This window comes from Paraburkholderia sp. C35 (assembly GCF_003121405.1).
GTDB lineage: Bacteria > Pseudomonadota > Gammaproteobacteria > Burkholderiales > Burkholderiaceae > Paraburkholderia.
Genome location: NZ_QBUY01000001.1, coordinates 37,120 through 61,012, shown reverse-complemented (window position 1 = coordinate 61,012; position 23,893 = coordinate 37,120). Strand labels below are relative to the sequence as shown.

Genomic DNA, 23,893 nt, shown 5'->3' with positions numbered 1-23,893 from the left:
CTTACCATCCGTCATTCAAAAATAATGGGGACAGGTATGAGCATGCGAAGCAGACTACGGGGAACCTTGCTGGGCGCGTTGATCGCGATCACGCTGACGGGCGCTGGCCTTGCGCCCGCGCTTGCTGCGCCGGACCACGGCGGCACGTTGACATGGCTTGTCACACCCGAGCCGGCGTCCATCGTTCCCCTCACCACGACGGCGGGCGGCAATGCGGAAATCGGCCCGAAGGTGGTCGAAGGCCTGCTTACCTACGACAAGAATCTGAATCCTCAGCCGCTGCTGGCCAGCGCATGGTCAGTCAGCAAGGACGGACTCGAATACCGCTTCACGTTGCGGCAGGGCGTGAAGTGGCACGACGGCAAGCCGTTCACGTCCGCCGACGTTGCCTTTTCGATTTTGACGCTCAAGCAGGTGCATCCGCGTGGGCGCAGCACATTCGCGAACGTCACCGACGTCAGGACGCCGGACCCGTACACCGCGATCATCCAGTTGTCGAAACCGGCGCCGTTTCTGCTAACGGCACTGTCGGGCTCCGAGTCGCCCATCATCCCCAAACACCTGTATGAGGGCACGGACATCGTGTCCAATCCGTACAATAGCGCGCCCGTCGGGACGGGGCCGTTCGTTTTCAAATCATTTGTTCACGGCAGCCATATTCTTCTTGAGCGCAATCCGGACTACTGGGACAAGCCGAAGCCCTATGTCGACAAGATCATCGTGCGCTTTCTGCCTGATGGCGCAGCCCGTGCAGCGGCGCTCGAATCAGGTGCCGCCAATCTCGGCGATCAGGCCATTCCGCTCGCGGACGTCAAACGATTCACGGCGCTGCCCAATTTCAATGTGGACACGACCAACTGGCCTTATGTCAGCAACCATCAGCAGCTGATCTTCAACCTCGACACCCCCGTCCTCAAGGACAAGGCGGTGCGCAAGGCGATATCGCAGGCGGTGGACGTGAATGCATTGAACCGCGTGGTCTGGTACGGCTACGGTCAGGTTTCGGCGGCGGCCATCGGCGTGGCCAACACGAAGTATCACGATGCCGATATTCACTATTTTCCGTATGACATCGCTCAGGCCAACGCAGCGCTCGATGCGGCAGGACTGAAGCGCGGTGCGGACGGGAAGCGCTTCAGTCTGCGGCTGCTGTTCAATCCGTTTCAGGACCCGCGCGCGGCTGACTTCGTGCGCAAGTCGCTCGCGCGGGTGGGCATCGACGCGGAAATCGAAAGTTATGACTTCGCGACTTACGTGAAGAAGGCCTATACGGATCGCGCATTCGATATCACGCTGGAAGCACTCGCCAACGTATTCGATCCGACGGTAGGCGTGCAGCGCGTATTCTGGTCGAAGAACTTCAAGATCGGCTTGCCGTTTTCGAACGCGGCGCACTACTCGAACCCTGAAGTAGACCGTCTGCTCGAAGCGGCTTCCGTGGAGACGGACGAGACGAAGCGCCGGCAACTATTCATCCAGTTCCAGCAGATCGTGCACGAAGACATTCCGTCGATCGAGTTTGGCGCGAATCCCAACATCACGATCGTTTCGAAGAAAGTGAAGGACTATGCACCGACGGGCGAAGGCCTGCGGGGCAATTTCGCCGATCTCTACATCCAGCCTTGAGGTGTCATGGTTGCGGTACGGCGATGTCACGCCGTACCGCATGCCTGAGTCGCGATCAGCGCCGATGCGTTACCTGCCAACGCCGTCAACGCAATTCGAAACCAAGCGCATTGAGCGCATCGCGCAGACGGTCGCGGCCATGCAGTGATTCGCGTGTACGCCAGCGCTCGACCGAACGCTCCGTCCACGATGCGTCGGACTGCCCCTGGCGAGCCTGGAACCCGGCGAGAATCTCGTCATAGCGTGCGATACCCGCAGGCTGTGCATGCGCGTCGTAATGTTCGCGATGCAGCACGACGGACTGCGGCAAGCGCGGTTTAACTTCCGCACGGCGGGCGGGATCCGCGTATCCGACACACAGGCCGAACACGGGCAACACATGCGGCGGCAGCGCGAGTTCCGCCGCGACCTGTTGAGGCGCGTTGCGGATAGCGCCGATGTAAACCGAGCCAAGACCCAGCGACTCGAGCGCGACCACGGCGTTTTGCGCAGCCAACGCTGCGTCGATCACGCCAACCAGCAGGGTCTCGAGATAGTGCAGGCCCTCCGGCTGCACGCCGGCGCGGGCCGCCACCGCTTCGAGTCTGGCGAGGTCGGCGAGCCACACGAGCAGCAGCGGCGCGTCCCGGATGTGCGCCTGATTGCCTGCCAGAACCGACAGGCGGCCTTTTCGCTGCACGTCTTCGACGGCGACCACACTCCACGTCTGCAGGTTCGACGAACTCGGCGCCGATTGTGCGGCGGCAATCAGTGTTTCCAGCGTGCCTGCGGGTAGTGGGCGCTCGCTGAAGGCCCGCACCGAACGATGCGCGAGCAGCGTTTCCAGCGTGTCGTTCCAGTCCGGCAATGCATGCTTGAAGGGGGTGCCGTAACGTGCCTGAAATGCTGCGTCGGGAGTGCCGGAAGCAGGGTGACGCGGGACGAGTTCGAGCGTGTTTTCGGTGGACATGTTTTCTCGCAAGGTTGCTGATGCAATGGATTGCTTTCGATGCGCCAACACAGCGGCGTCCGGCAAGCCGCGCGCGGTTGCCGCATCACGATACCTTGCATGGGTTGATTCAACGACCAACAGATCGGCATTTGCATGTGCAAAATGCTTATTTCTCTTGTGTCGCCAGGCCAGATAACGTTTAACGACCTCTTTCGTGTGGTTCTCAAACGTTCAAGGAAAGTTATGTCTCTCATCAATACCCAGGTGAAGCCGTTCAAGTCGACTGCGTACCATCGCGGTGAATTCGTGCCCGTCAGCGAAGAGAACTTCAAGGGCAAATGGTCCGTCGTGGTCTTCTATCCCGCTGATTTCACCTTTGTGTGCCCGACGGAACTGGGCGATCTGGCCGATCACTACGGCGAGTTCCAGAAGCTGGGCGTCGAAATTTACGGTGTATCGACAGACACGCATTTCACGCACAAGGCCTGGCACGATACGTCGGAGACCATCAACAAGGTGCAATATCCGCTGGTCGCCGATCCGACGGCGACACTCGCGCGCAACTTCGATGTGCTCATCGAGGAAGAAGGGCTGGCCTTGCGCGGCACGTTCGTGATCAACCCCGAAGGCCAGATCAAACTCTACGAAGTGCACGACAACGGTATTGGCCGCGACGCGAGCGAACTGTTGCGCAAGGTGCAGGCCGCGCAATATGTCGCGTCGCATCCCGGCGAAGTCTGCCCGGCCAAATGGACGCCCGGCGCCGACACGCTGACACCGTCGCTCGATCTGGTGGGCAAGATCTGAACGCCGGGCATCGCGCCACTTCAGGGCGCAAGTTTCGGGCGCGCCTTCGATTTCCAAACCGTCATGGCAACTCTATGAGCAAGGATCCGTTGATCGAAAGTCTGATGCTGAAAATGCGCTATAACCGCGTCTACACCGCTGTCACTTTCGCCCGTCTGTTCGAGGTATCCGAACAGGCCGTGGAAGCCGCGCTCGCTACGCTGATTGATGAGGGCAAGGTGCGCGCCTGCAGCAACGCGCGGCGCGATGTGGGCTACTGTCTGGCGGGCGCGGCGCCACAACCCAGATCTGCTGCACTCTCCGAGGTGACAACGGTCGCTACGCCGCCTCGGACACGCCGGATAGACGGCGTGCTGAGAGGCTACGACCGCGAACTCGATGCGCACCGCTCACTTGCGATGCTCGTGCGCCGCTGAGAGCGTGGCGCATCGCGCGCCACGGGGTTGCCGATTTACTTTACCGCCAGCGCGGGCTTGCTGCCGAGTAGCGTCCACTGTCCATTCTGTACGACGAGATTGACGCTTTTGACACCGATCACGCGTCGCGTGGTCGGATCGAAATTGGCCTTGCCGAATACGACGCTCGGCACGTCATGCAGTTTGGGCAGCGCGTCGCGTACGCCTCGCCGGTCCAGGCCCCCGGTGCGCAACGCGTAAGCAGCGATGATGGTGGCGTCATACGCAAACGCGTTGAAGGCGTCCGGCTGACGGTTGTATTTTGCCTTGAAGGCACGCACGAAATGCTGCACCTCGGGGCTCGGGTCATCCGGGAAGAAACTGGTATTGGTGGTGACGCCGTTGACGGCATCGCCGCCAAGCTCCATGAATTTCGGCGAGTACACGGAGCTCGCGGCGACGATGGGCAAGTCGATGCCGCTTGCGCGTGCCTGGCGGGCGATCTGCGCACCGTCTGAATAGTAGGAAATCAGCACCAGCGCATCGGGCTTCGCATCGCGGGCGCGCAGCAAGGTCGCGCGGAAATCCTTGTCGGTGGGCTGATAACCTTCGGCCGCCACGACTTGCGCGCCGCGCGCCGCGGCGGCTTTCACAAAGACATCCTTGCTGGCGCGGCCCCAATCGGTGTTCTGGAAGAGCACGGCAATGTGCCGGAATCCCTGCTTGACGGCAAGATCCGCGAGCAACGGCTGTGCATCTGCCTGGCTGACGGACGGACTCCAGATAAAGTCGCCGCCCTTGGTAAAGTCGGGATGCGAGTTGGTGAAGCCGAGTTGCTCGAGTCCCGCTCGCTGATAGATGGGCGACGCCGCCATCGACGCCGGGCTCGAGAAATCGCCGAGTTCGATGAGGATGCGTTTGTCGTCGACAAACTTCTGCGCGATGCCGACGGCCTGGCGCGGGTCGCTCTGGCTGTCTTCGAACACGTATTGCAAGGGGCGGCCGTTGATGCCGCCATTTGCGTTGATTTCATCGAGCGCGAGATCGAAGCCTGCTTTCCATTGCGCACCGTATTGGGCATTCGGGCCGGTAAGCGGGTCGCTCACGCCAAAGAACACGGGTTCGCCAGCGGCAGGGGCCGCGGATGCCACGCCGAAAAAGGACAGGGCGAGCGCGGCACCGGCGGAAAGCAGAAGTCTTCGGCGCAAAGAAGATGAACGTGTGAGAGACATGAGAAGGCTTCCAGAGGAGTCGGAGTGCGGAGTCTCCAACGCAAGCCCATCGCCCGACAACGAAGCGATTGACATATCCATATCTGCATCGGGCATTTGCTTATCGCGCGGCGAGTCGTCGATGCACGATCAAACGTTGTGATGCGTACTTGATAAACATTGAAGAAATCGTTCGTTCCCGCTACCCGACGTTTCCCGTATTGTTGAAGTGACGGCGTGTGGATCCGATATCTGCGCGACGCAACTGGACCCGGCAGCAACGGAGCGCATGCATGCGCGAAACGCCTACGCCTGAGGTCCAGTTCTCACATTTCAGGGAATGCTCATGGCAACAGGTAAGGTCAAGTGGTTCAACGATGCAAAGGGTTTCGGTTTCATCCAGCCGGACGACGGCAGCGATGATCTGTTTGCGCATTTTTCCGAAGTGCGCACGGAGGGCTTCAAGTCGCTGAAAGAAGATCAGCGGGTGAGTTTTGAAGTCAGGCAGGGGCCTAAAGGCAGACAGGCGTCCGATATCAAGCCGCTCTGAGGTGGTGGCCCGCTATGGCGGGTTCTGGGGCAGGCATAACGTTGCCGTCTGTTCCTTTAGATGCCGATATGACCACCTGGCTTTCACGTCTAGCTCGTGCCTGCGAATCGCGAGCTTTTTTTTGGCCCGGACCCGATCGTCCGGGCTTTTTTTTGGGGCTTCTGTTTGGGTTGGGGCGTTAACGCTTGACTCCGCGATCCGCCGCTTTAGACTGAAACCCACTCCCCGTCGCAGGCAAACAGGAAACGACCATGACACATTGGTTCGAAGACAACTCACGTTCAATCGGCCGCACGCCGCTGATTCGCCTCAACCGCATCACGGAGCATGCCCCCGCCACGATCCTGGCGAAAATCGAAGCCAGAAACCCCGCCTATTCCGTCAAGTGCCGCATCGGCACCGCGATGATCTGGGATGCTGAATCGCGCGGCCTGCTCGGCCCCGGCAAGGAAATCATCGAACCCACCAGCGGCAATACAGGCATTGCCCTTGCCTACGTGGCAGCGGCACGCGGCATTCCGCTGACGCTCACGATGCCCGAAACGATGAGCATCGAACGGCGCAAGCTGCTCATCGCATTCGGCGCGAAGCTGGTACTGACGGAGGGCGCGCGCGGCATGCCGGGTGCAGTGGCGAAAGCCGAAGAAATCGCTGCTGCCGAACCTGATCGCTACGTTTTGCTGCAGCAGTTCAAGAATCCGGCAAACCCCGCCATCCACGAAAAAACCACCGCCCCGGAAATCTGGGAAGACACCGACGGCAAGCTCGACATCCTCGTGTCGGGCGTCGGTACGGGTGGCACGATCACTGGCATCTCGCGGTTTTTCAAGCAAACCAAAGGCAAGCCGATCCTGTCTGTCGCGGTCGAGCCAGCCGCCAGCCCGATCCTCACGCAGACGCGGGCAGGTGAGCCGCTCAAGCCGGCGCCGCACAAGATTCAGGGTATCGGCGCGGGCTTCGTTCCCGACGTGCTGGATCTCTCGCTCGTCGATGACATCGAGCAGGTCACCAATGAAGAGTCGATCCTCTACGCACAACGTCTTGCCAGAGAAGAGGGCATACTTTCGGGGATTTCGTCGGGTGCAGCCGTCGCCGTGGCCGTGCGGCTTGCCAGGCGCCCGGAAAACGCAGGCAAGACGATCGTCGTCATTCTGCCCGACTCAGGCGAACGCTATCTGAGCACCGTGCTGTACGAAGGTGTTTTCGACGCCCAGGGAATCGGTTCGTAACCGGCACACTTTCGCAGGAGAGGCGTATGGCGACCTATGCGATAGAAAGACAGGCGTTGCAGCGGGTCGCCAATGTCCTCGCGGGGCGATTCGATCGGGACGCGCATATCGCCGGACCTGAATCGAGCGAAAAGACGTTCGTGGGACTCACGGTCAGCAACCCGCGCGGACCCGATACGCCCGCTATCCTGCTTCGTTTCCAGCACGATGTGCTCGATCGATACGACCGACTGACGGAGGCCGAGCAGGCCGAGTTCAGCGCCCGGTGCAATGCGAAGCTGGTCGGTGCATTGCTCATCTACGAACGTATTCGCGCCGCGGCTGAACTCGGTGCTACGCAGGTCTACGTAATCGAATTCGGCGACGAACTGCTTTGATTCGTTTCCAGACGCGGTCTGCCAATACCCGCTGGACGAGGCAAGCCGGGCGAGCGTGTGACGTCGATAGCCATCACACCTTTCGACACTGCGTCGCGTCGATACGAGCCACGGTCAGTTGCTTATCAGAAATCAGGCATACGAAGCGTTGGTGCTTGCACTATCGTGTCAGGCAGGCCCACCTGATTTCGAGGAGTAACCTGATGTCGACCCTTGCTTCCGAAGCAAAAGCCTTTTCGCTCGATCGCGCCGCGCCGGGCAACCACGATTCAGCGCACGAACCCATTTCCCGCTTCGGCATTCCCGACGAAAGCAGCTTGCCGCCGCACGTCGCCGACATTTATGCGAAGTTCCGCCGGCAATACGGCTTCGTGCCAAACTGGCTCGCCGCATTGTCGGTGAACCCCGACACGGCGTATCGGCTGGTCGTGTTCTATGAGCACCTGTTCGATCCGCAGCGCAGCCATCTGACAGCGGCGGAACGCGAACTGATCGCCGTCGTGACATCAGCGGCTAACCAGTGCAGCTATTGCGTGTTCAATCACACGCAGGCGCTCGCCGCGGCAATCGGCGACACCGTGCGTGCGCAACGCATCGCGCAAGGCTTTCATCATGTACGCCTGACGGCCAGAGAAAACGCGCTCGCCGAACTGGCCGAACGTCTCACGCGCGAACCGGCCACGATCGACGAAGCCGAACTCCAGCGCCTGAGGCAAGCGGGCTTCACCCGCGAGGCCGTAACGGAGGCTCTCGAAATCTCCGCGTTTTTCAGCTATGCAAACCGCCTGACGATCGCGCTCAACGTGGTCCCCGACGATCAGTTCTTCGCGGGCCGCGATCTGCACTGAATGCCTTGTCGATCCGCATTTGCGCGGCACGCCTGAAGTCCAGTCCGTCATTTATCTTCCGCAACGAACGACACCCTACGACTGAGCCAATTCACCATGAGTACAACACTGGAACATGCAGAGGTGGTTCCGAAGGAAACCGTAACGCCTTTCGCGCTCGCGCCATCCGGGCATGCCGACCAGCCTTTGCTGTCGGACGAACTGCTCGAACGGATCGGCGCACGCGCAGCCGGCTATGATCGCGACAACCGCTTCTTCGACGAAGACCTCGCCGAACTGAAGCAGGCGGGTTTTCTGCGCGCGAGCGTGCCGCTTGAAATCGGCGGTTTGGGCTACACGCTGCCGGCCTTGGTGCGTGAGCAGGTGCGGCTCGCATATCGCGCCCCGGCGACAGCGCTCGCGCTGAACATGCATCTGTACTGGGCAGGCGCAGCGCTGCACCTCTGGCGGCGTGGCGATCGTTCCGCCGAGTGGATTCTGCGCGAGATTGCGGCCGGCAAGGTGTTCGCGGCCGGACATGGCGAGCCGGGCAACGATCTCGGCCTGGCGGATTCGTTCGTGAAGGCGACACCGCTCGCGGACGGCGGCTACCAGTTCGATGGCCACAAGGTGCTGACCTCGCTGGCACCCGTATGGGACTGGCTTGGCGTGCATGGACGCGACGACAGCGACCCGTCGAACCCGAAGATCGTGCATGCGTTCATTTCGCGCGATAGCAGCGGGCATCGCACGGAGCAGACGTGGGATGCCCTCGGCTTGCGCGCCACGCGCAGCGACGACACCTGGCTCGACGGCGCAATCGCTTCGAAGGAACATGTCACGCGCGTGCTGCCGGCAGGCGACCCCGACGATCCGTTCGTGGACGGCATACTCGGCGCTGTGCTGCCGGGCCTCGGCGCGGTGTATTACGGCATCGCCAGACGGGCTTTCGATCTGGCGCTCGCATCGGCCACCACGCGCCGCTCGCAGGCGCTGGCCGGCCGCACCTATGCATTCAAGCCACTGACGCAGTGGAGCGTCGCTGAGGCCGCGATCGAACTGGAGAGCATCGAGGCACTGCTCGAACGCACGGCAGAACACTGGTGGCGAGGCTATGCAGCGGGCGAGCCCTGGCTCGCGAAGCTGCTATCGGCCAAGCAGCATGCCGTCGATGGCGCGCTGCGCGTGGTGAATCTCTCGCTGCAGATCGCAGGGGCGGGGTCGCTGGCACGACGTAACGAACTGGAGCGGCTGTACCGCGATGTGCGCGCGGGCGCGTTCCATCCGCCTAACGCCGATGCGTCGCACGAGGTCATCGGCCAGTCGTGGCTGGGTGTGCACGGAAAGGTGGGCGCGCCGGCTTGATGCGATGTGAGCTTGCCCGATCATCGGGCGGGCTCACATCGTTGCGCGCAATTGGGGTGCAGGTCGCTTCTCTGAAGGCTTTACGCGCGCAGCCAGACATCGGCGAGTGAGCCATTCAGTCCCGATGCTGTCGTCGTGTGATCCTGCACACGTTTGTTGGCAATCGTGACCTGCTTCAGTGAAACCAGATTGATGTCAGGCAGTTCGTCCTCGACGATATGCTGAAACTGCGTGAACAACGCACGCCGCTTCGCCGCGTCCGGTTCGACGGCTGCCGCTTCGAGCAGCCGGTCGACTTCAGCGTTGGTGTAATGAGCGCCATTGGAAAACGGCACGCCGCGCTTGAAGTTTTGTGACCAGTAGAGCCGTTGCACGCCTGCGGTGGGATCGAAGAAATTCCCCATCGAATTGTTCGTGAACTCGAAATCGCGTTCCGTATACACCCGCCGGATATAGGTCGGAAAGTCTTGCGCGCGGATCGTCACGTCGATGCCGACACGGGCGAGTGCGGGCTTCAGATAGTCGGCAACCCGCTTGAAGCCATCGCCATACGGCAGGAAATCGTGCACGAGCGCAAAGCGTTTGCCGTCCGAGCGACGCGGATAACCGGCTGCATCCAGTAATGCCTCGGCCTTCTTCGGATCGTACGGATAGGGTGACGGACGCGGATCGTGAAAGGGCGAGCCTGGCGCGATAGGTGTGGGCGAGTCATCCGCATAGCCGTACCAGATCGTATTGCGGATGACCTTGCGGTCGAGTGCGTGGGCAATCGCCTGACGTACAGGCAGCTTGCCGAGAATCGGATGATCGAGATTGAATTCGATGCGCGTCTGCGTGATCGAATATTCGTAGCCGCGCGTGTCGAGTGTCAGCGTGGCGTTGTCGCGCAGGCGCGCGAGATCGGACAGCGGCACCGGGCTTTCTCCGCCCAGATCGACAGCGCCCGATTCGAACGCGGCGGCGCGGGCCGCCGGGTCCGGGATGAACTTGACGATGAGCGTGTCGATGTACGGCTTTCCGCCGTCCCAGTAGTCCGGATTGCGTTCGTAAATCACATGCGAGCCGCGCACCCACTCCTTGAAACGATACGGGCCCGTGCCGACGGGCGCATTGTTGTTCGGATGCGCGGCGATCTTCGGCGCGGGTGTGTCGCGATACAGGTGCGCAGGCACGATGGGCGACTCGGCGGCATCGAAAGCCTGCAGCAGATAGGGCGACGGTTTCGACAGAATCACGATGGCGGTAACGTCGTCCGGCGTGCGCACTTCCGTCACATTGGCGAAAGTGCCGCGTCCGCGCGGATGCACCTCTTTCAGCAAGCCAATCGAGAAAGCCACATCCGCCGAAGTGAAAGGCCGTCCGTCATGCCATTTCACGCCACGCCGCAGCGTGAAACGGTATTGCAGGCCATCCGTGCTGACTTGCCAGGCGGTTGCGAGTTGCGGCTGCGGGCGCAGGTCGAAGCCGTACTTCAGCAACCCTTCATTCGTTTTCGCGCTGGTCTTGACGGTCGAACCGGCGGTGTTGGCGACCGACAGCAGGGTGGGCGGCTCGGGATCGACCAGCAGTGTCAGCACGCCGCCGCGGCGCGGCGTCAGCTCGGCTGCGAAACCATCGGGCACGCCAAAAGGGAACGGTAGAGCAGCCGTCAGCGTGCCGGCAAGCGCAAGAAACTGTCGTCGATCGATACGAGGCATGTGTCGAATCCTGTCGGGCATGGTGACGCACATGGTGATTCGACTTGCGGCTTCGCAGAACGAAGGAATTTTCCTATCGTTAGCATTCGCCGGGCACTGGGTCGCGCTGGGTCACGCCGGGTCATATGGTTAGCAGCATCGATTCGTTCGCCGTTGCGAGGCGCGTTGCTAGCATGATGAGCTCGCTTGCCCTGGTGATCGCATGGATTGCGTCGCCGCGGCGGCATACCCCACCGCAAGCAACGCCCCGAAGGAGAGCGACGACATGACGCGACGAGTGCGCTGGCAGACCATCCTGCTGCGGACGGCCTGGCAGGCGCTGCCGACGGTGATCGGCATTCTCGTGCTGAACTTCTTCCTGCTCAAGCTGATGCCCGGCGACGCCGCCGACGTGATCGCCGGCGAGGCCGGTTCCGCGACAGCCGAAACGATGACGATGCTGCGCGCGAAGTTCGGCCTTGATCAGACGCTGCTGCATCAGCTGTGGAGCTATCTGACGCATCTGTCGCACTTCAGTCTCGGCTATTCGCCGCGCTATGACATGCCCGTGATGCAACTGATCCTGTCGCGCCTGCCGAATACGCTGCTGCTGATGGGCGTGGCCTTGTCGCTGGCGATCGTGGTGGGCGTCGTGCTCGGCGCGGTGATGGCGCATTGGGCCGGCAAATGGCCCGACCGCGTACTGTCGGTGTTGGCGCTGCTGTTCTATTCGACGCCGGGTTTCTGGATCGGCTTGCTGGCGATCGTGCTGTTTTCGGTGCGGCTCGGCTGGTTGCCGAGCGGCGGCTACGTGACGATCGGACTGAACCTGCCCGGCTTCGCGTATCTGGCCGATCTGCTCAGGCATGTGTTGCTGCCCGCGACCACGCTCGCCACGTTCTTCGTCGCGATCTACGCGCGGCTCACCCGCGCAGCGATGCTCGAAGTGCAGCGCCAGGATTTCGTCAGGACGGCGCATGCAAAGGGCTTGCATCCATGGCGCGTGACCGTGCGTCATGTGCTGCGCAACGCGCTGATGCCGCTGTCGACCATCGTCGCGATGCACTTTGGCACGCTGCTGGGCGGCGCGGCCGTGACGGAAACGGTGTTCAGCTGGCCGGGGCTCGGCCGGCTCGCACTGGATGCCGTGCTGGCGCGCGATTTCAGTGTGCTGCTCGGCGTGCTGCTGCTTTCGTCGCTGCTGGTGATCGTCGCCAACGTGGTGGTGGATCTGCTGCAGGCGTGGCTCGATCCGCGCATCGCCGCGTGATGCGGCATCTTTTATTCCGTCCGGCTGGAGGCTCGCGATGAGTTCCGAATCGTCAAACGTGCATACCCAGACAGGCGAGAGCGTGTCCGCCGATGCCGTCAGCACACTGTCCGCGGGTTCAGCGTGGCGGCGTCAACTGGGCGGCGCGCTGTTCGGCCGCCGCGCGGTCAATGCCGATGCCGATGCGCCGCGCCACGCGCATGCCGGCGCATGGCGCGCGCTGTTGCGCAATCCATCCGCGTGTGCCGGACTCGTGCTGTTGCTCGCCTTCATCGCGCTGGCGCTGCTCGCGCCGCGTCTTTTTCCCGGCGATCCCCTCGACATGGTCGGCGCGCCGTTCGAATGGCCGGGCACCGACCCGCAATTCTGGCTCGGCACCGATTCTTTGGGCCGCGACGTTGCGGCGGGCATCGCGCATGGCACGCGCGTGTCGCTGCTGATCGGCGCGGCATCGGCGGCGCTGGGCCTCGTGATCGGCACGCTGGTCGGTGCGGCGGGCGGCTATTTCGGCGGTACCGTCGACAACCTGCTGGTGCGTATCACCGAACTTTTCCAGACGATCCCGTCATTCCTGCTCGTCATCGTGATCGTCGCGATTGGCCGGCCGAATGTGACGGTGATCGCGCTCGCTATCGGGATTGCCTCCTGGCCGACCGTCGCGCGCATCGTGCGTGCCGAATTCCGATCGCTGCGGCGCTCCGACTTCGTGCTCGCCGCACGCAGCGAAGGCTTCAGCAACACGCGCATCATCTTCGGCGAGATTCTTCCCAATGCGCTGCCGCCTGTGATCGTCACGGCTTCCGTGATGGTCGCCAGCGCGATCCTGATCGAATCGTCGCTGTCGTTCCTGGGCATGGGCGACCCGAATGTCGTCAGCTGGGGCGCGATGATCGGCTCGGGACGCGACTCGCTGCGCACTGCGTGGTATCTGACGGCTTTACCGGGCACGGCGATCGTGCTCGCGGTGCTCGCGCTGAATCTGCTTGGCGATGGTCTGAACGATGCACTGAATCCGCGCTTGCGGCAACGAACCTGAGAGGCGCGACGTGAGCCAACTGCTCGAAGTGCGGGATCTGCGCGTCAGCTTCGGCGCGCATGAAGCGGTGCGGGGCATCAGCTTCGATATCGCGGCGGGCGAGACGCTCGCGCTGGTGGGCGAATCGGGCTGCGGCAAGTCAGCGACGGCGCTCTCCCTGATGCGGCTTGTTCCGGAGCCGGGCCGCGTGACGGGCAGCATCCTGTTCGATGGGCAAGAACTGCTCGATCTGAACGCGCGGCAGATGCGCGACGTTCGCGGTGGCCGTATCGCGATGATCTTCCAGGAGCCGATGACGTCGCTCAATCCTGTGCTCTCCATCGGCGAGCAGATTGTCGAGACGCTGCGTCAGCACGAGTCGCTGTCGAAAGCAGCGGCGCTCAAGCGCGCGGTCGAACTGCTGGAACTGGTGCGCATCCCCGAGCCGCAGCGCCGCGTGTCCGACTATCCGCATGAACTGTCGGGCGGGCAGCGGCAGCGCGTGATGATCGCAATGGCGGTGGCATGCCGGCCGCGTCTGCTGATCGCGGACGAGCCGACTACGGCGCTCGATGTGACGATCCAGGCGCGCATCCTCGAACTGCTGAACGCGTTGCGCAAGGAACTGGCGATGTCGCTGCTGCTGATCACGCACGATCTCGGTGTGGTCGCGGATCATGCGGACCGTGTCGCGGTGATGCTGGCGGGGCACAAGGTCGAAGAAGCGCGCACCCAGGAGATCTTTGCCCGTCCGCGCCATGCGTACACGCGTGGCTTGCTGGGCGCATCGTTGAATCTTGCGGACGATCTGCACTATCGGGCGTCGACGTTACCGGAGATTCGCCACGACACGCCGGCAGGCGGCGACGCTGTCTTCACGGTCGTGCCGCGTGCGGCGCGCGCGCTGACGCAACATGGCGATGCAGCGGCGCGCGCAGCCTCGGTGGAGACGGCGCCACTGCTCGCCGTGCGCAATCTGCGCGTCGACTATACGCAGCGGCATGCCCGCACGGTGCTGCGCGCGGTGGACGGCGCGAGCTTCGAGATTGGCCGCGGCGAATCCGTGGGCCTTGTCGGAGAGTCGGGATGCGGCAAGTCGACCTTGTCGCGCGCGATCATGCGGCTCGCTCCTGTCGCGCACGGCGAGATCCGGCTGGATGGCGTCGATCTGGTCCCGTTGAGCGAGCGCGCGTTGAGACCGCTGCGCCGCAAGGTGCAGATGGTGTTTCAGGATCCGTACGCGTCGCTGAATCCGCGCCGTACGGTGGCACAGATTCTCGATACCGTGCTGATCGTGACCGGCACGCGCGATGCGCGCGAACGCGACGCGCGTGTTCGCAGGATTCTCGATCGCGTGCGTCTGCCATCGGCGGCACTGGCGCGCTTTCCACACGAGTTCTCGGGCGGCCAGCGACAACGGATTGGCATTGCGCGCGCGCTGGTGCTCGAACCTGAGTTGCTGATCTGCGACGAGCCGGTGTCGGCGCTCGACGTATCCATTCAGGCGCAAATCCTCAATCTGCTGGTTGAACTGAAACAGGAACTCGGCCTGTCGCTGCTGTTCATTTCGCATGATCTTTCGGTGGTGCGCTATATCGCCGATCGCGTGCATGTGATGCAGCAGGGCCGCATCGTCGAAAGCGGCGGGCACGGCGAAATATGGCATCGCCCGCAACACGACTACACGCGCACGCTGCTCGAGGCGATTCCCGGCAGGGCGCGCGAATCGATGGCCGCATGACCATGCAAGGAGACAGTCAATGAGCGCAGCGAGCATCCCGGCAGCAACGGCAGCCCAACTCGATGTCCGTCCGCTGTCCGCCCATATCGGCGCGGAGATCACGGGCGTCGACCTTGCGCATCCACTCGATGCGCAGACCACTGCCGCGATTCGCGCTGCGTTGCTCAAGCATCGCGTGATCTTCTTTCGCGAGCAGTTCCTGAGCCACGAGCAGCACGTCGCCTTTTCTGCGCAGTTTGGCGAGCTGACGGTGGGGCATCCCGTGTTCGGGCATGTGGACGGCTATCCGCAGATCTACTCGATCTCGAAGTTCCGCAAAGCGACGCGCTTTGAAGGCCAAACGCTGCTGCGGCCGTGGACAGGCTGGCATACGGATGTCACGGCAGCCGTCAACCCGCCGTTCGCATCGATCCTGCGCGGCGTGGAGATTCCGCCTTACGGCGGCGACACGCAGTGGACCAATCTCGTCATCGCGTATGACAAGCTGTCGGAGCCGGTGCGCCGGTTCGTGGATGGCCTGCGCGGGGTGCACCGCTTTGCACCGCCTGCAGGCGCAACGGGTACCAGCGCGTTTGCGTCGGCCGTCGAGCATCACACGCTGGTCAGCGAGCATCCGCTGGTGCGTGTGCATCCCGAGACGGGCGAGCGTGCGCTGTATGTGAGTCCAGGTTTTCTGAAGCACATTGTGGGTGTCACGCCGCGCGAAAGCCAGGCATTGCTCGAATTGCTGTGGGAACACGTGACGCGGCCGGAGTTGACGGTCCGCTTCAAATGGGAGCCGGGCAGCATTGCGTTCTGGGATAACCGCTCGACCGCGCATCTCGCGCCAACCGATATCTTCGATCTCGACTTCGACCGGCAACTGTATCGCACGACACTCGTCGGCGACGTGCCTGTCGGGCCGGATGGGCGTGCGTCGGTGGCGATAGAGGGTTCGCCGGTGGGTGCGGCTGCCGCGGTTGCGCTCAACTGAGCGAGGCGGGACGGCGATCCTGATCGCCGTCCCGCGGCCACTGTGCCGCAATGACCTTCGCCACCGTCAGCGCGCGATTCAACGCGTCTGCGCTCCTGCTGCAGACGGCGGATCGGTCGGCTTCTGACTTGCACGCACATCGAATGCGCCGCCTGTGAGCACCTGATCGCGCAACGTCACCGGCTTCTTGCCCGGCAGATAAGGGAACACCAGTTCCGCGAAACGAATCGATTCTTCGAGGTGCGGATAGCCGGATAGCACAAAACTGTCCGCGCCTGCTTCGACGTATTCCTGCAGCCGCGCGGCGACTGTCTCGGCGTCGCCGACCAGCGCCGTGCCCGCACCGCCGCGCACCAGTCCCACGCCTGCCCAGAGATTCGGGCTGATCTCCAGCTTGTCGCGCTGCCCGCCATGCAAGGCTGCCATCCGCTGCTGGCCGACGGAATCCATGCGCGCATAGTTCTCCTGGGCCCGGCGGATGTCCTCGTCGTCGAGCTTGCTGATCAGGCGATTGGCTTCCGCCCACGCTTCTTCATTGGTTTCGCGCACGATCACATGCAGGCGCACGCCGAGACGCAGCTTGCGCCCATGCTTCGCCGCGCGGCGCTGGACATCGGCGAATTTCTCCGCGACGGCTGCGGGCGGCTCGCCCCAGGTCAGATAGGCATCGACATGCTTCGCCGCCAGCTCATGTGCGGCCGGCGATGAACCGCCGAAGTAAAGCGGAGGATGCGGCTGCTGCACAGGCGGATGAAAGTTGCGCGCGCCTTCCACGTGCACGTACTTGCCCTTGTAGTCCACTGTCTCGCCTGACAGCAGATCGCGCCACACGGTGAGAAATTCGTCGGCGGCGGTGTAGCGCTCGTCGTGTGCGAGAAATACGCCATCGGCAGCCAGTTCAGTCGCATCGCCACCCGGCACGACGTTGAGCAGCAGGCGGCCATTCAAGGCCTGATCCAGTGTGGCTGCCAGGCGCGCCGCCGCCGTCGGCCCGGTGATCGACGTGCGCAGCGCGACCAGCAGCTTGATGCGCTGTGTCACAGGGATGAGACTCGCCGCCGTCACCCACGGATCCTGACAACTGCTGCCCGTCGGAATCAGCAAGCCGTCGTAGCCCAGTTGATCGGCGGTGACGGCAATCTGCCGCATGTATTCGTTGGTCGGCGGGCGGCCAAAATCGGACTTGCCGAGATAGCGCGTATCGCCGGAAGTCGGCAGAAACCAGAAGATGTCGAGACTCATGAATGCTCCTTCGCAAGGCGTTCGTGCGCGCCCTTCGTATCGTTTGTATCGCCGGATGGGTGCGCCGAAGCAGGGCGGCGGAAACCTGCGGCAGCGTGCCGTTCCGGAAGATGATCGCCCTCGCCGAACAGCCGCTGGCGCAGCGTGCCGTCGGCGTACGCGGTCTTGTAGAGGCCACGGCTTTGCAATTCGGGCACGACGAGATCGATGAAATCCTCGTAGCTCTCCGGCACCACCGTGCGGCTCAGGTTGAATCCGTCGATCCCCGTTTCGTCGTTCCACGCCTCCAGTTCATCTGCCACCTGCGCCGCGCTGCCGACGATCGCGGGATAACGGCCGCCCAGCTCGAACATCTCCAGCAGCTTGCGGCGCGTCCAGCCATGTTGCTTCGCGGTGCGCGTGGCCGATTCGATCGCGTTGCCGGGCGTGTAGTCGACAGGCGCGTCGAGATCGTATTGCGCATAGTCGATGCCCGTGCTCGCCGCAAAATGCGCCAGCCCAGCTTCGCGGCTCGCGTACTGCAGATAGTCGGCGTATTTCTCGCGCGCTTCGCGTTCGGTTTTCCCGGCAACGACGGCCGTGCCTGCGAAGACCTTGACGTCGTCGGGACGCCGTCCTGCCTGCACGAGCTGTTCACGCAAGGTCTGCACCGTTTCGCGCGCGACCTTGCGGTTCGGCGGTGAGATAAACACGCACTCGGCGTGACGCGCGGCAAAGCGCTGGCCGCGCCCGGAACTGCCGGCCTGAAACAGCACGGGAGTGCGTTGCGGCGACGGCTCCGCAAGGTGATAGCCGTCGACGTTGTAGTAGCGTCCGGCATGCCGCACCGCATGTACTTTCGCCGGGTCTGCGTACACGCGCGCTGACTTGTCGCGCCGCACGGCGTCCGTCTCCCAACTGCCTTCCCACAGCTTGTAGAGCACGTCGAGATACTCATCGGCGCGCTCGTAGCGTGCGTCGTGCGGAAGCTGTTCATGCAGGCCCATCGCGCGCGCCGCGCTATCCAGATAGCCGGTGACGATGTTCCAGCCGATGCGCCCTTGCGTCAGATGATCGAGCGTCGAGAAGCGGCGCGCGAGCAGATAGGGCTGCTCGTACGTGAGGTTGACCGTCACGCCGAAGCCCAGATGTTCCGTCACGGCGGCCATCGCCGAGATCAACAGCAGCGGGTCGTTGACGGGCAACTGGATCGACTCGCGCAAGGTCACGTCGACGTTATGCTGATAGACGTCGTACACACCGACGATATCCGCCAGAAACAGCCCGTCGAACAGGCCGCGTTCCAGTGTGCGGGCAAGATCGGTCCAGTACGGCAACTGACGGTAATCCACCGAACGGTCGCGCGGATGCGTCCACAAGCCGTGATTGATATGGCCCACGCAGTTCATGTTGAACGCGTTGAGCAAAATCTGTTTTCGTGTCATCACAACGCTCCATGCCGGGGCGGCAGCTTGTCGTTGAGGTAGTAGTTGCCTACCGCGTGATACTTCCAGCGCACGGGATCGTGCAGCGTGTGAGTGCGCGCGTTGCGCCAGAAACGGTCCAGACCGAGTCCGTCGAGTGTTGCCGAGGTGCCCGCCAGTTCGAACAGCCGCGTGCCTGCATCGAGCGAGATCGTCGTGGTCAATGCGCGCGCTTCCGCAACCGCCACCGATGCCTGCGCGACCGAGCGTTCCGTCGGCTCGGCCTGGGCCGCATCGACAAAGCGTCCCGCGCGGCGCAGCAAGGCCTCCGCTGCGCGCAGCCGTACGGCGAGATCGCCGAACTGTGCGATGGTCAGCGGATCGTCCGCGGCGCGGTCCACCTTTGCATCGATCCAGGGCCGCGCGTGTTCGCGCACGAACTGCTGCGCGGCCTGGAAAGCGCCGCGCGCCTGGCCCAGATCGATGGCGGCGTGGATGATCTGCGCGAGCGGTCCGATGGTGGTCGGACGTTCAAACGAGGCCTGAAACGGCACGACCCATTCCGGTTCCACACGCACGTGACTGAACTGCACCGACCCGCTGCCCGTGATCCGCTGGCCGAAGCCATCCCAATCGTCGATCACTTCGACACCGGGCGCGTTGCGCGGCACGAACGCGAGACAGGTGACGTCGCGTCCGCGCTCTTCCGTAATCACGAGCGTGGGAATCCAGTGTGCGTAGAGTGCGCCCGTGCAATAGAACTTGCGGCCATCGATATGCCAGCCTGCCGTGGTGCGTGTGAGCCGCGTGCGGCGCCTGAAATCCTTGTGGCCCGTTTCGGCCAGCGCGTTGCCGAAGCGCTCGCCCGCCAGCACCCGCTCGTAGAAAAAGCGCTGCTGTTCCTCGCTGCCGCCGACGCGCAGCACTTCGAGCGCATAGAAATGATTTTGCGGAATCTGCCCAAGCGAGCCGTCAGCAGCCGAGATCGCCGCCGTCACTTCCGCGAGCGTGCCGCTGCGCACGCCGGCGCCGCCGAACTCGCGCGGCACCGTGATCGCCCACAGTCCGCTCGCGACGAACGCATCGAGTTCGGCCCACGGCAGGCGGCGTTCGCGGTCGCGCGCGGCGGCCTCGGGTGCGAATGCATCGGCGAGGCGCTGTGCGACGCGCAGTGCGTGTGCATCGTCCTCGATCCGGTCGGGTGTGGGTTGCGCTTGCGATGCGTGAAGCGCCTGCCCGCCGACCGCGCTGTCGCGCGTCTCTTCAGATAGTTCGATACTCATGTCTCAGTTCCACGAATGCCGCGTGGGCAGCACATGATTCAGGTGATAGTTGCCGAGCAGATGCAGCTTCCAGCGCACGGGATCGTGCAGCGTATGGGTGCGCGCGTTGCGCCAGTGACGGTCGAGGTTATGCGCGGCACGCGTCGAAGCGGACCCGGCCAGTTCGAACAGCTTTTCGCTCGCTTCGAGGGCGCTGCGCGTAGTCAGTATCTTGGCCTCCGCCACGGCAACGGAAGCCCGCGCGCTTGCTTCGGCATCGATCGGTGCGGCGGCGATCGCATCGAGCGTATAGCCCGTTTCCAGCAGCACTTCGCGCGCAGCGTGCAAGTCGATCTCCAGACGGCCCACGTCACCGATGATGTAGGGATCGTCCGTTGCGCGCTCCAGACCTGAATCGATCCACGGTCTCGCGCGTTCACGCACGAAGGCGATTGCATCGACGACGGCGGCCTCGGCGATGCCTTGATCGATGGCAGCCTGGATCAGCTGCGAGTTCGGACCGAACAGGCCGGGACGGTCGGCAAGCTGCCAGATTGGCAGGACGTCCTGCGGATCGATATGCACATCTTCAAAGATCACCGTGCCGCTCGCCGTGGTGCGCTGGCCGAATGAGCGCCAGTCGTCGATGACTGTGAGACCCGGCGCATCGCGCGGCACCCACACCTGCACCGCGCGTCCTGCGTCGTCCGTCGCACGGGCGGGGACACGATGGGCGAACAGCGCGCCCGTCGAATAGAAACGCTTGCCGTCGAGGCGCAAACCATTGTGCGTCTCGCGAAGCCGAGTCGTGCCCTGCAGGATCGTCGTGGCCGCCGCCGAGCGGCGTTCCGGACCGGCATTGCCGAGCCGGCGACCGGCCAGCACTTCGCCATACAGGCGCGCTTTCTGCCCGGGCGTGCCGATTTCACGCAGCACGCCCAGCAAACCGAAATGATTCTGCGGAATCTGGCCGAGCGCGGGATCGGCTGCGCAGAGGATCACGAACACTTCAGCCAGCGTCGCAAACGATACGTCCGCGCCGCCATACTCGCGCGGCACCGTGATCGCGCCGAGTCCGCTTTCGGACCAGAGATCGAGTTCGGCCCACGGCAGGATGCGCTGGCGGTCGCGTTCGGACGCGCCCTCGGCAAAACTGGCGGCAAGCGCGTGAGCGGCGGCGATCGCGTCGGCATCGCTGGCAATGTGCTTTACGCGCGTGGGGTCGGGATTCCGCGGCAAAGGCGCCGCAGCAGGGGACGATTCGACTGTAGACATATTGGCTCACACGAACACGGAAAAGCCTTTCGCGCCGTTCGCTCACCGTGGCAACGTCGCGGTTTGCATCGGGCAAGGCCAATCCTGTATTGGATCAGTCCAGGCGAGCCAGTCCTACTATCGAATATGAAATTGCTTATGACGGATGCCGATTTTCGAACCGGCACCGGGCTGCGCTCAGGAATAGAAGGAGGGCGTTGGCAGTTCGTCGTTGACGGCCCACTCGCCGAGTTCCTGCAGCTTGTAGTCCACCGGGTCATGCAGCGTTTGCACGCGCAGATTGCGCCAGAAGCGGTCGAGCCGCAGCGCGCCGTGCGTCGCACGCGCGCCCGCCACTTCGAACAGCCGGCTGCTGAGATCGAGACCGACGCGCGTCGCCGCTACCTTGGCCGTGGCGACCGCGACGGCAACGTGGCCGCGTTCCGTTTCGTCGAGCGATGCACCGCGTGCCCACGCAGCGTCGAACATTTGCACCGCGCGCGCAGCCAGCAAACGCACACTTTCAAGCTCGACCCAGAACTCGCCATAGTGACGCAACACATGCGGATCCTTGCTGGCCTGTTGCGCCGGTGACTTGAACCATGGCCGCGATTCGTGGCGCGTATAGTGCTTCATCTCCGCGAACACACCCTCGCCGATGCCCAGAAACAGTTGCGCGAAGATCAGTTGCGCCAGCAGCGGCCGCAGGCACGCGAACGGCGTGCTCAACGGACCTGGATCGAGCAGCAATTCGTTCGTTTCGATGCGGACGTTTTCGAACAGCGCGCTGCCGCTATCCGTTTGCCGTTGCCCGAAGCTGTTCCAGTCGGGATTCAACGTAATGCCCGCACGTGCCGTGGGGATCGCCGCGATCAGCAGCTTGCGGCTCTCGGAGTCGAGACCCGACGCGACCAGCATGTCGGAATCGAGCGCGCCCGAGCAGAAGCTCTTGCGGCCCGAGAATACGTAGCCGGTATCGGTCCGCTGCGCGACGGTGCGCGTATCGAGCGGATTCAACGTATTGCCCCAGAACCAGTTGTTCTGTGCCGTCTGCGTGAGCCACGGTTCCCATTGATCGGGACGTCCGAACAGCTGCACCGTCGCGAGCAAAAGATGATGAAAGCCGAACACGTGTGCGATCGAACTGTCGACACGCGCGAAGGTTCTGACGACATCCAGTGTTTCCGTCCACGACGCACCCGTTCCGCCGTATTGCCGGGGAATGGAGAGCGCGAGCAGACCGCTCGCCCGGATCGCGTCACGCTCGGCTTTGGGCGTGCCGCCTTTTTCGTCGCGCTCGACAGCGCTTCCGGCAAATTGGGCTGCAAGAACCCGCGCGGTTTCGTTTTGCGCAGCGGGATGGAATTCAACGTGTGCTGACATGGTAGGGAAGGCCTTGGAACAACGGGCGGCACGTATCGGAGCCGCTTCGAAGCGGGCTGCCGGCAACACTGCCGCAGCCCGCGGCTAACCAGCTAGTGTAAGAAAGCTGCCGCGACGCGGCCTACTATCGAGTGCTCGAATGCTTATACGAATTCGTGCTTTAGATCTTTGCACCCTGGAATTCAAGCACCATTTCTGCAATAGCGCCAGGACTGCTTTGATTCTGAACTTTAATTGGTTCGCAGATGCGATCGGCTTCGTTACATTGAAAGCTTAAATGACACACGACCATAAAGGACAATCGATGGCATCGGTTCGGGGCTTTGCATTCTTCGCACGCGCGCGACGCGCGTCCATTGTGCGCCACATCATGACGACGGCAGCCGCTGCGCTGGCGCTTTGCTACTTCGGCAGCGCGCAGGCCGCGCCGCTCACCGAACTGAAGCTCGACTATGCGTACTACTCGCCGGAAAGCCTTGTGATCAAGCGCAACGGCTGGCTCGATCAGGAATTCGCCGCCGATCACACGCAGGTCAAGTGGGTGCTGAGTCTTGGCAGCAATCGCGCGCTCGAGTATCTGAATAGCGGCGCGATCGACATCGGCTCGACAGCCGGTCTTGCCGCCGTGCTCGGCAAGGCGAACGGTAATCCCATTCGCGCCGTCTATGTCTTCTCGCGCCCGGAATGGACGGCGCTGGTGGGGCCCAAGGATTCGCCCATCAAAAGCCTCGCCGATCTGAAGGGCAAGAAGATTGCGGCGACCAAGGGCACCGATCCGTTTCTGTTCACGTTGCGTGCGTTGCACACCGTGGGCCTGACGCGCGATGATGTGGAAATCGTCAACCTCCAGCATCCGGATGGACGCACGGCGCTCGTGAATGGACAAGTCGATGCATGGGCCGGGCTCGATCCGCACATGGCGGCGGCAGAAGTCGATAACGGTGCGCGCCTGCTGTATCGCAACGTCGATTTCAACACGTGGGGTCTGCTCGACGCGCGTGAAGATTTCATTCAGGCGCATCCGGGCGAACTGGCCCGCGTGCTGAAGGTCTATGAGAAAGCGCGTGTCTGGATTGCATCGCATCCCGACGATACGGCGAAGATCATCTCGGAAGAATCGAAGGTCTCGCTCGCGGTGGCGAAGCTGCAGTTGAGCCGCAATGACTTCAGCCATCCGCAGCCCGGCGCGCAGCAAATCGCTGCGCTCAAGGCCGCGGCGCCCATTCTCGTCGACGAACAGCTGGTAAAGAGCGGCACGAATCTCAATCAGGTCATCGATGCGCTGATCGATTCGAAGGTCGCGCAGCCGGTTATTGCGAGCAATGGCGCGCAATGACGCGCGCAATCAGCACAAGC

Annotated in this window: 21 protein-coding genes; 13 read left to right on the top strand and 8 right to left on the bottom strand. The window is 63.0% G+C overall.

Features of this window, described 5'->3' with window-relative positions:
• The first annotated feature begins 36 nt into the window (after positions 1-36).
• Positions 37-1,626: an ABC transporter substrate-binding protein gene (locus DK391_RS00270; protein WP_109476155.1), complete on the top strand. Its 1,590-nt coding sequence runs from the start codon at positions 37-39 to the stop codon at positions 1,624-1,626.
• A gap of 85 nt (positions 1,627-1,711) precedes the next feature.
• Here DK391_RS00270 and DK391_RS00265 read toward each other — a convergent pair whose 3' ends face one another.
• The gene (locus DK391_RS00265) at positions 1,712-2,575 is read right to left on the bottom strand and encodes an NADPH-dependent oxidoreductase (RefSeq protein ID WP_109475978.1); all 864 of its coding nucleotides are present in this window, start codon (positions 2,573-2,575) and stop codon (positions 1,712-1,714) included.
• A gap of 225 nt (positions 2,576-2,800) precedes the next feature.
• Here DK391_RS00265 and ahpC point away from each other — a divergent pair, with 225 nt between their 5' ends.
• Both ahpC and DK391_RS00255 read left to right on the top strand, forming a co-directional pair.
• Positions 2,801-3,364, top strand: coding sequence for an alkyl hydroperoxide reductase subunit C (ahpC, locus tag DK391_RS00260; RefSeq protein WP_109475977.1), 564 nt, complete (start codon positions 2,801-2,803; stop codon positions 3,362-3,364).
• 74 nt (positions 3,365-3,438) lie between these two features.
• Positions 3,439-3,780, top strand: a complete 342-nt coding sequence (locus DK391_RS00255) for a hypothetical protein (RefSeq protein ID WP_109475976.1) — start codon at positions 3,439-3,441, stop codon at positions 3,778-3,780.
• A gap of 35 nt (positions 3,781-3,815) precedes the next feature.
• Here the strand turns inward: DK391_RS00255 and DK391_RS00250 are convergent, their stop codons facing one another.
• Positions 3,816-4,991: an ABC transporter substrate-binding protein gene (locus tag DK391_RS00250; RefSeq protein WP_109475975.1), complete on the bottom strand. Its 1,176-nt coding sequence runs from the start codon at positions 4,989-4,991 to the stop codon at positions 3,816-3,818.
• A 325-nt stretch (positions 4,992-5,316) separates the two neighbouring features.
• Between DK391_RS00250 and DK391_RS00245 the strand changes: the two genes are divergently transcribed.
• From DK391_RS00245 to DK391_RS00225, 5 genes are all read left to right on the top strand, one after another.
• Positions 5,317-5,520, top strand: a complete 204-nt coding sequence (locus DK391_RS00245) for a cold-shock protein (RefSeq protein WP_109475974.1) — start codon at positions 5,317-5,319, stop codon at positions 5,518-5,520.
• Between the two features lie 251 nt (positions 5,521-5,771).
• Positions 5,772-6,749 carry a cysteine synthase A gene (cysK, locus tag DK391_RS00240; protein ID WP_109475973.1) on the top strand — a complete coding sequence of 326 codons (978 nt, stop codon included), beginning with the start codon at positions 5,772-5,774 and terminating at the stop codon, positions 6,747-6,749.
• Between the two features lie 26 nt (positions 6,750-6,775).
• Complete coding sequence (locus tag DK391_RS00235) at positions 6,776-7,126, top strand: hypothetical protein (RefSeq protein ID WP_109475972.1); 351 nt, start codon at positions 6,776-6,778, stop codon at positions 7,124-7,126.
• A 203-nt stretch (positions 7,127-7,329) separates the two neighbouring features.
• Positions 7,330-7,974: a peroxidase-related enzyme gene (locus DK391_RS00230; protein WP_109475971.1), complete on the top strand. Its 645-nt coding sequence runs from the start codon at positions 7,330-7,332 to the stop codon at positions 7,972-7,974.
• A gap of 96 nt (positions 7,975-8,070) precedes the next feature.
• On the top strand, positions 8,071-9,318 hold the full coding sequence (locus tag DK391_RS00225) for an acyl-CoA dehydrogenase family protein (RefSeq protein WP_109475970.1): 1,248 nt from the start codon (positions 8,071-8,073) through the stop codon (positions 9,316-9,318).
• Positions 9,319-9,398: 80 nt separating this feature from the next.
• Here the strand turns inward: DK391_RS00225 and DK391_RS00220 are convergent, their stop codons facing one another.
• The gene (locus DK391_RS00220) at positions 9,399-11,015 is read right to left on the bottom strand and encodes an ABC transporter substrate-binding protein (protein ID WP_109475969.1); all 1,617 of its coding nucleotides are present in this window, start codon (positions 11,013-11,015) and stop codon (positions 9,399-9,401) included.
• A 265-nt stretch (positions 11,016-11,280) separates the two neighbouring features.
• On the opposite strand from DK391_RS00220, the gene DK391_RS00215 reads away from it, so the two are divergent.
• The 4 genes from DK391_RS00215 to DK391_RS00200 are packed head-to-tail and all read left to right on the top strand — an operon-like array spanning position 11,281 to position 15,993.
• Positions 11,281-12,264, top strand: coding sequence for an ABC transporter permease (locus tag DK391_RS00215; protein ID WP_109475968.1), 984 nt, complete (start codon positions 11,281-11,283; stop codon positions 12,262-12,264).
• A gap of 37 nt (positions 12,265-12,301) precedes the next feature.
• Complete coding sequence (locus DK391_RS00210; protein WP_109475967.1) at positions 12,302-13,300, top strand: ABC transporter permease; 999 nt, start codon at positions 12,302-12,304, stop codon at positions 13,298-13,300.
• Between the two features lie 10 nt (positions 13,301-13,310).
• Positions 13,311-15,020 carry an ABC transporter ATP-binding protein gene (locus DK391_RS00205; protein WP_109475966.1) on the top strand — a complete coding sequence of 570 codons (1,710 nt, stop codon included), beginning with the start codon at positions 13,311-13,313 and terminating at the stop codon, positions 15,018-15,020.
• Positions 15,021-15,039: 19 nt separating this feature from the next.
• Entirely contained in the window at positions 15,040-15,993 is a 954-nt protein-coding gene (locus DK391_RS00200; RefSeq protein WP_109475965.1) for a TauD/TfdA family dioxygenase, read from the top strand.
• 78 nt (positions 15,994-16,071) lie between these two features.
• Here the strand turns inward: DK391_RS00200 and ssuD are convergent, their stop codons facing one another.
• From ssuD to DK391_RS00175, 5 genes are all read right to left on the bottom strand, one after another.
• Positions 16,072-17,235, bottom strand: a complete 1,164-nt coding sequence (ssuD, locus tag DK391_RS00195; protein WP_109475964.1) for an FMNH2-dependent alkanesulfonate monooxygenase — start codon at positions 17,233-17,235, stop codon at positions 16,072-16,074.
• On the bottom strand, positions 17,232-18,659 hold the full coding sequence (locus DK391_RS00190; RefSeq protein ID WP_109475963.1) for an LLM class flavin-dependent oxidoreductase: 1,428 nt from the start codon (positions 18,657-18,659) through the stop codon (positions 17,232-17,234). Before DK391_RS00190 ends, ssuD begins: the two co-directional genes overlap by 4 nt.
• Positions 18,659-19,921 (bottom strand): SfnB family sulfur acquisition oxidoreductase, encoded by a 1,263-nt coding sequence (locus DK391_RS00185; RefSeq protein WP_109475962.1) that lies wholly within the window; start codon positions 19,919-19,921, stop codon positions 18,659-18,661. The genes DK391_RS00190 and DK391_RS00185 overlap by 1 nt, the downstream gene beginning before the upstream one ends.
• Before the next feature lie 3 nt (positions 19,922-19,924).
• The gene (locus DK391_RS00180) at positions 19,925-21,175 is read right to left on the bottom strand and encodes an SfnB family sulfur acquisition oxidoreductase (protein ID WP_109475961.1); all 1,251 of its coding nucleotides are present in this window, start codon (positions 21,173-21,175) and stop codon (positions 19,925-19,927) included.
• A gap of 177 nt (positions 21,176-21,352) precedes the next feature.
• Positions 21,353-22,537, bottom strand: a complete 1,185-nt coding sequence (locus tag DK391_RS00175; RefSeq protein ID WP_109475960.1) for an acyl-CoA dehydrogenase family protein — start codon at positions 22,535-22,537, stop codon at positions 21,353-21,355.
• Positions 22,538-22,841: 304 nt separating this feature from the next.
• On the opposite strand from DK391_RS00175, the gene DK391_RS00170 reads away from it, so the two are divergent.
• Positions 22,842-23,873: an aliphatic sulfonate ABC transporter substrate-binding protein gene (locus DK391_RS00170; protein WP_109475959.1), complete on the top strand. Its 1,032-nt coding sequence runs from the start codon at positions 22,842-22,844 to the stop codon at positions 23,871-23,873.
• Positions 23,874-23,893: the final 20 nt, after the last annotated feature.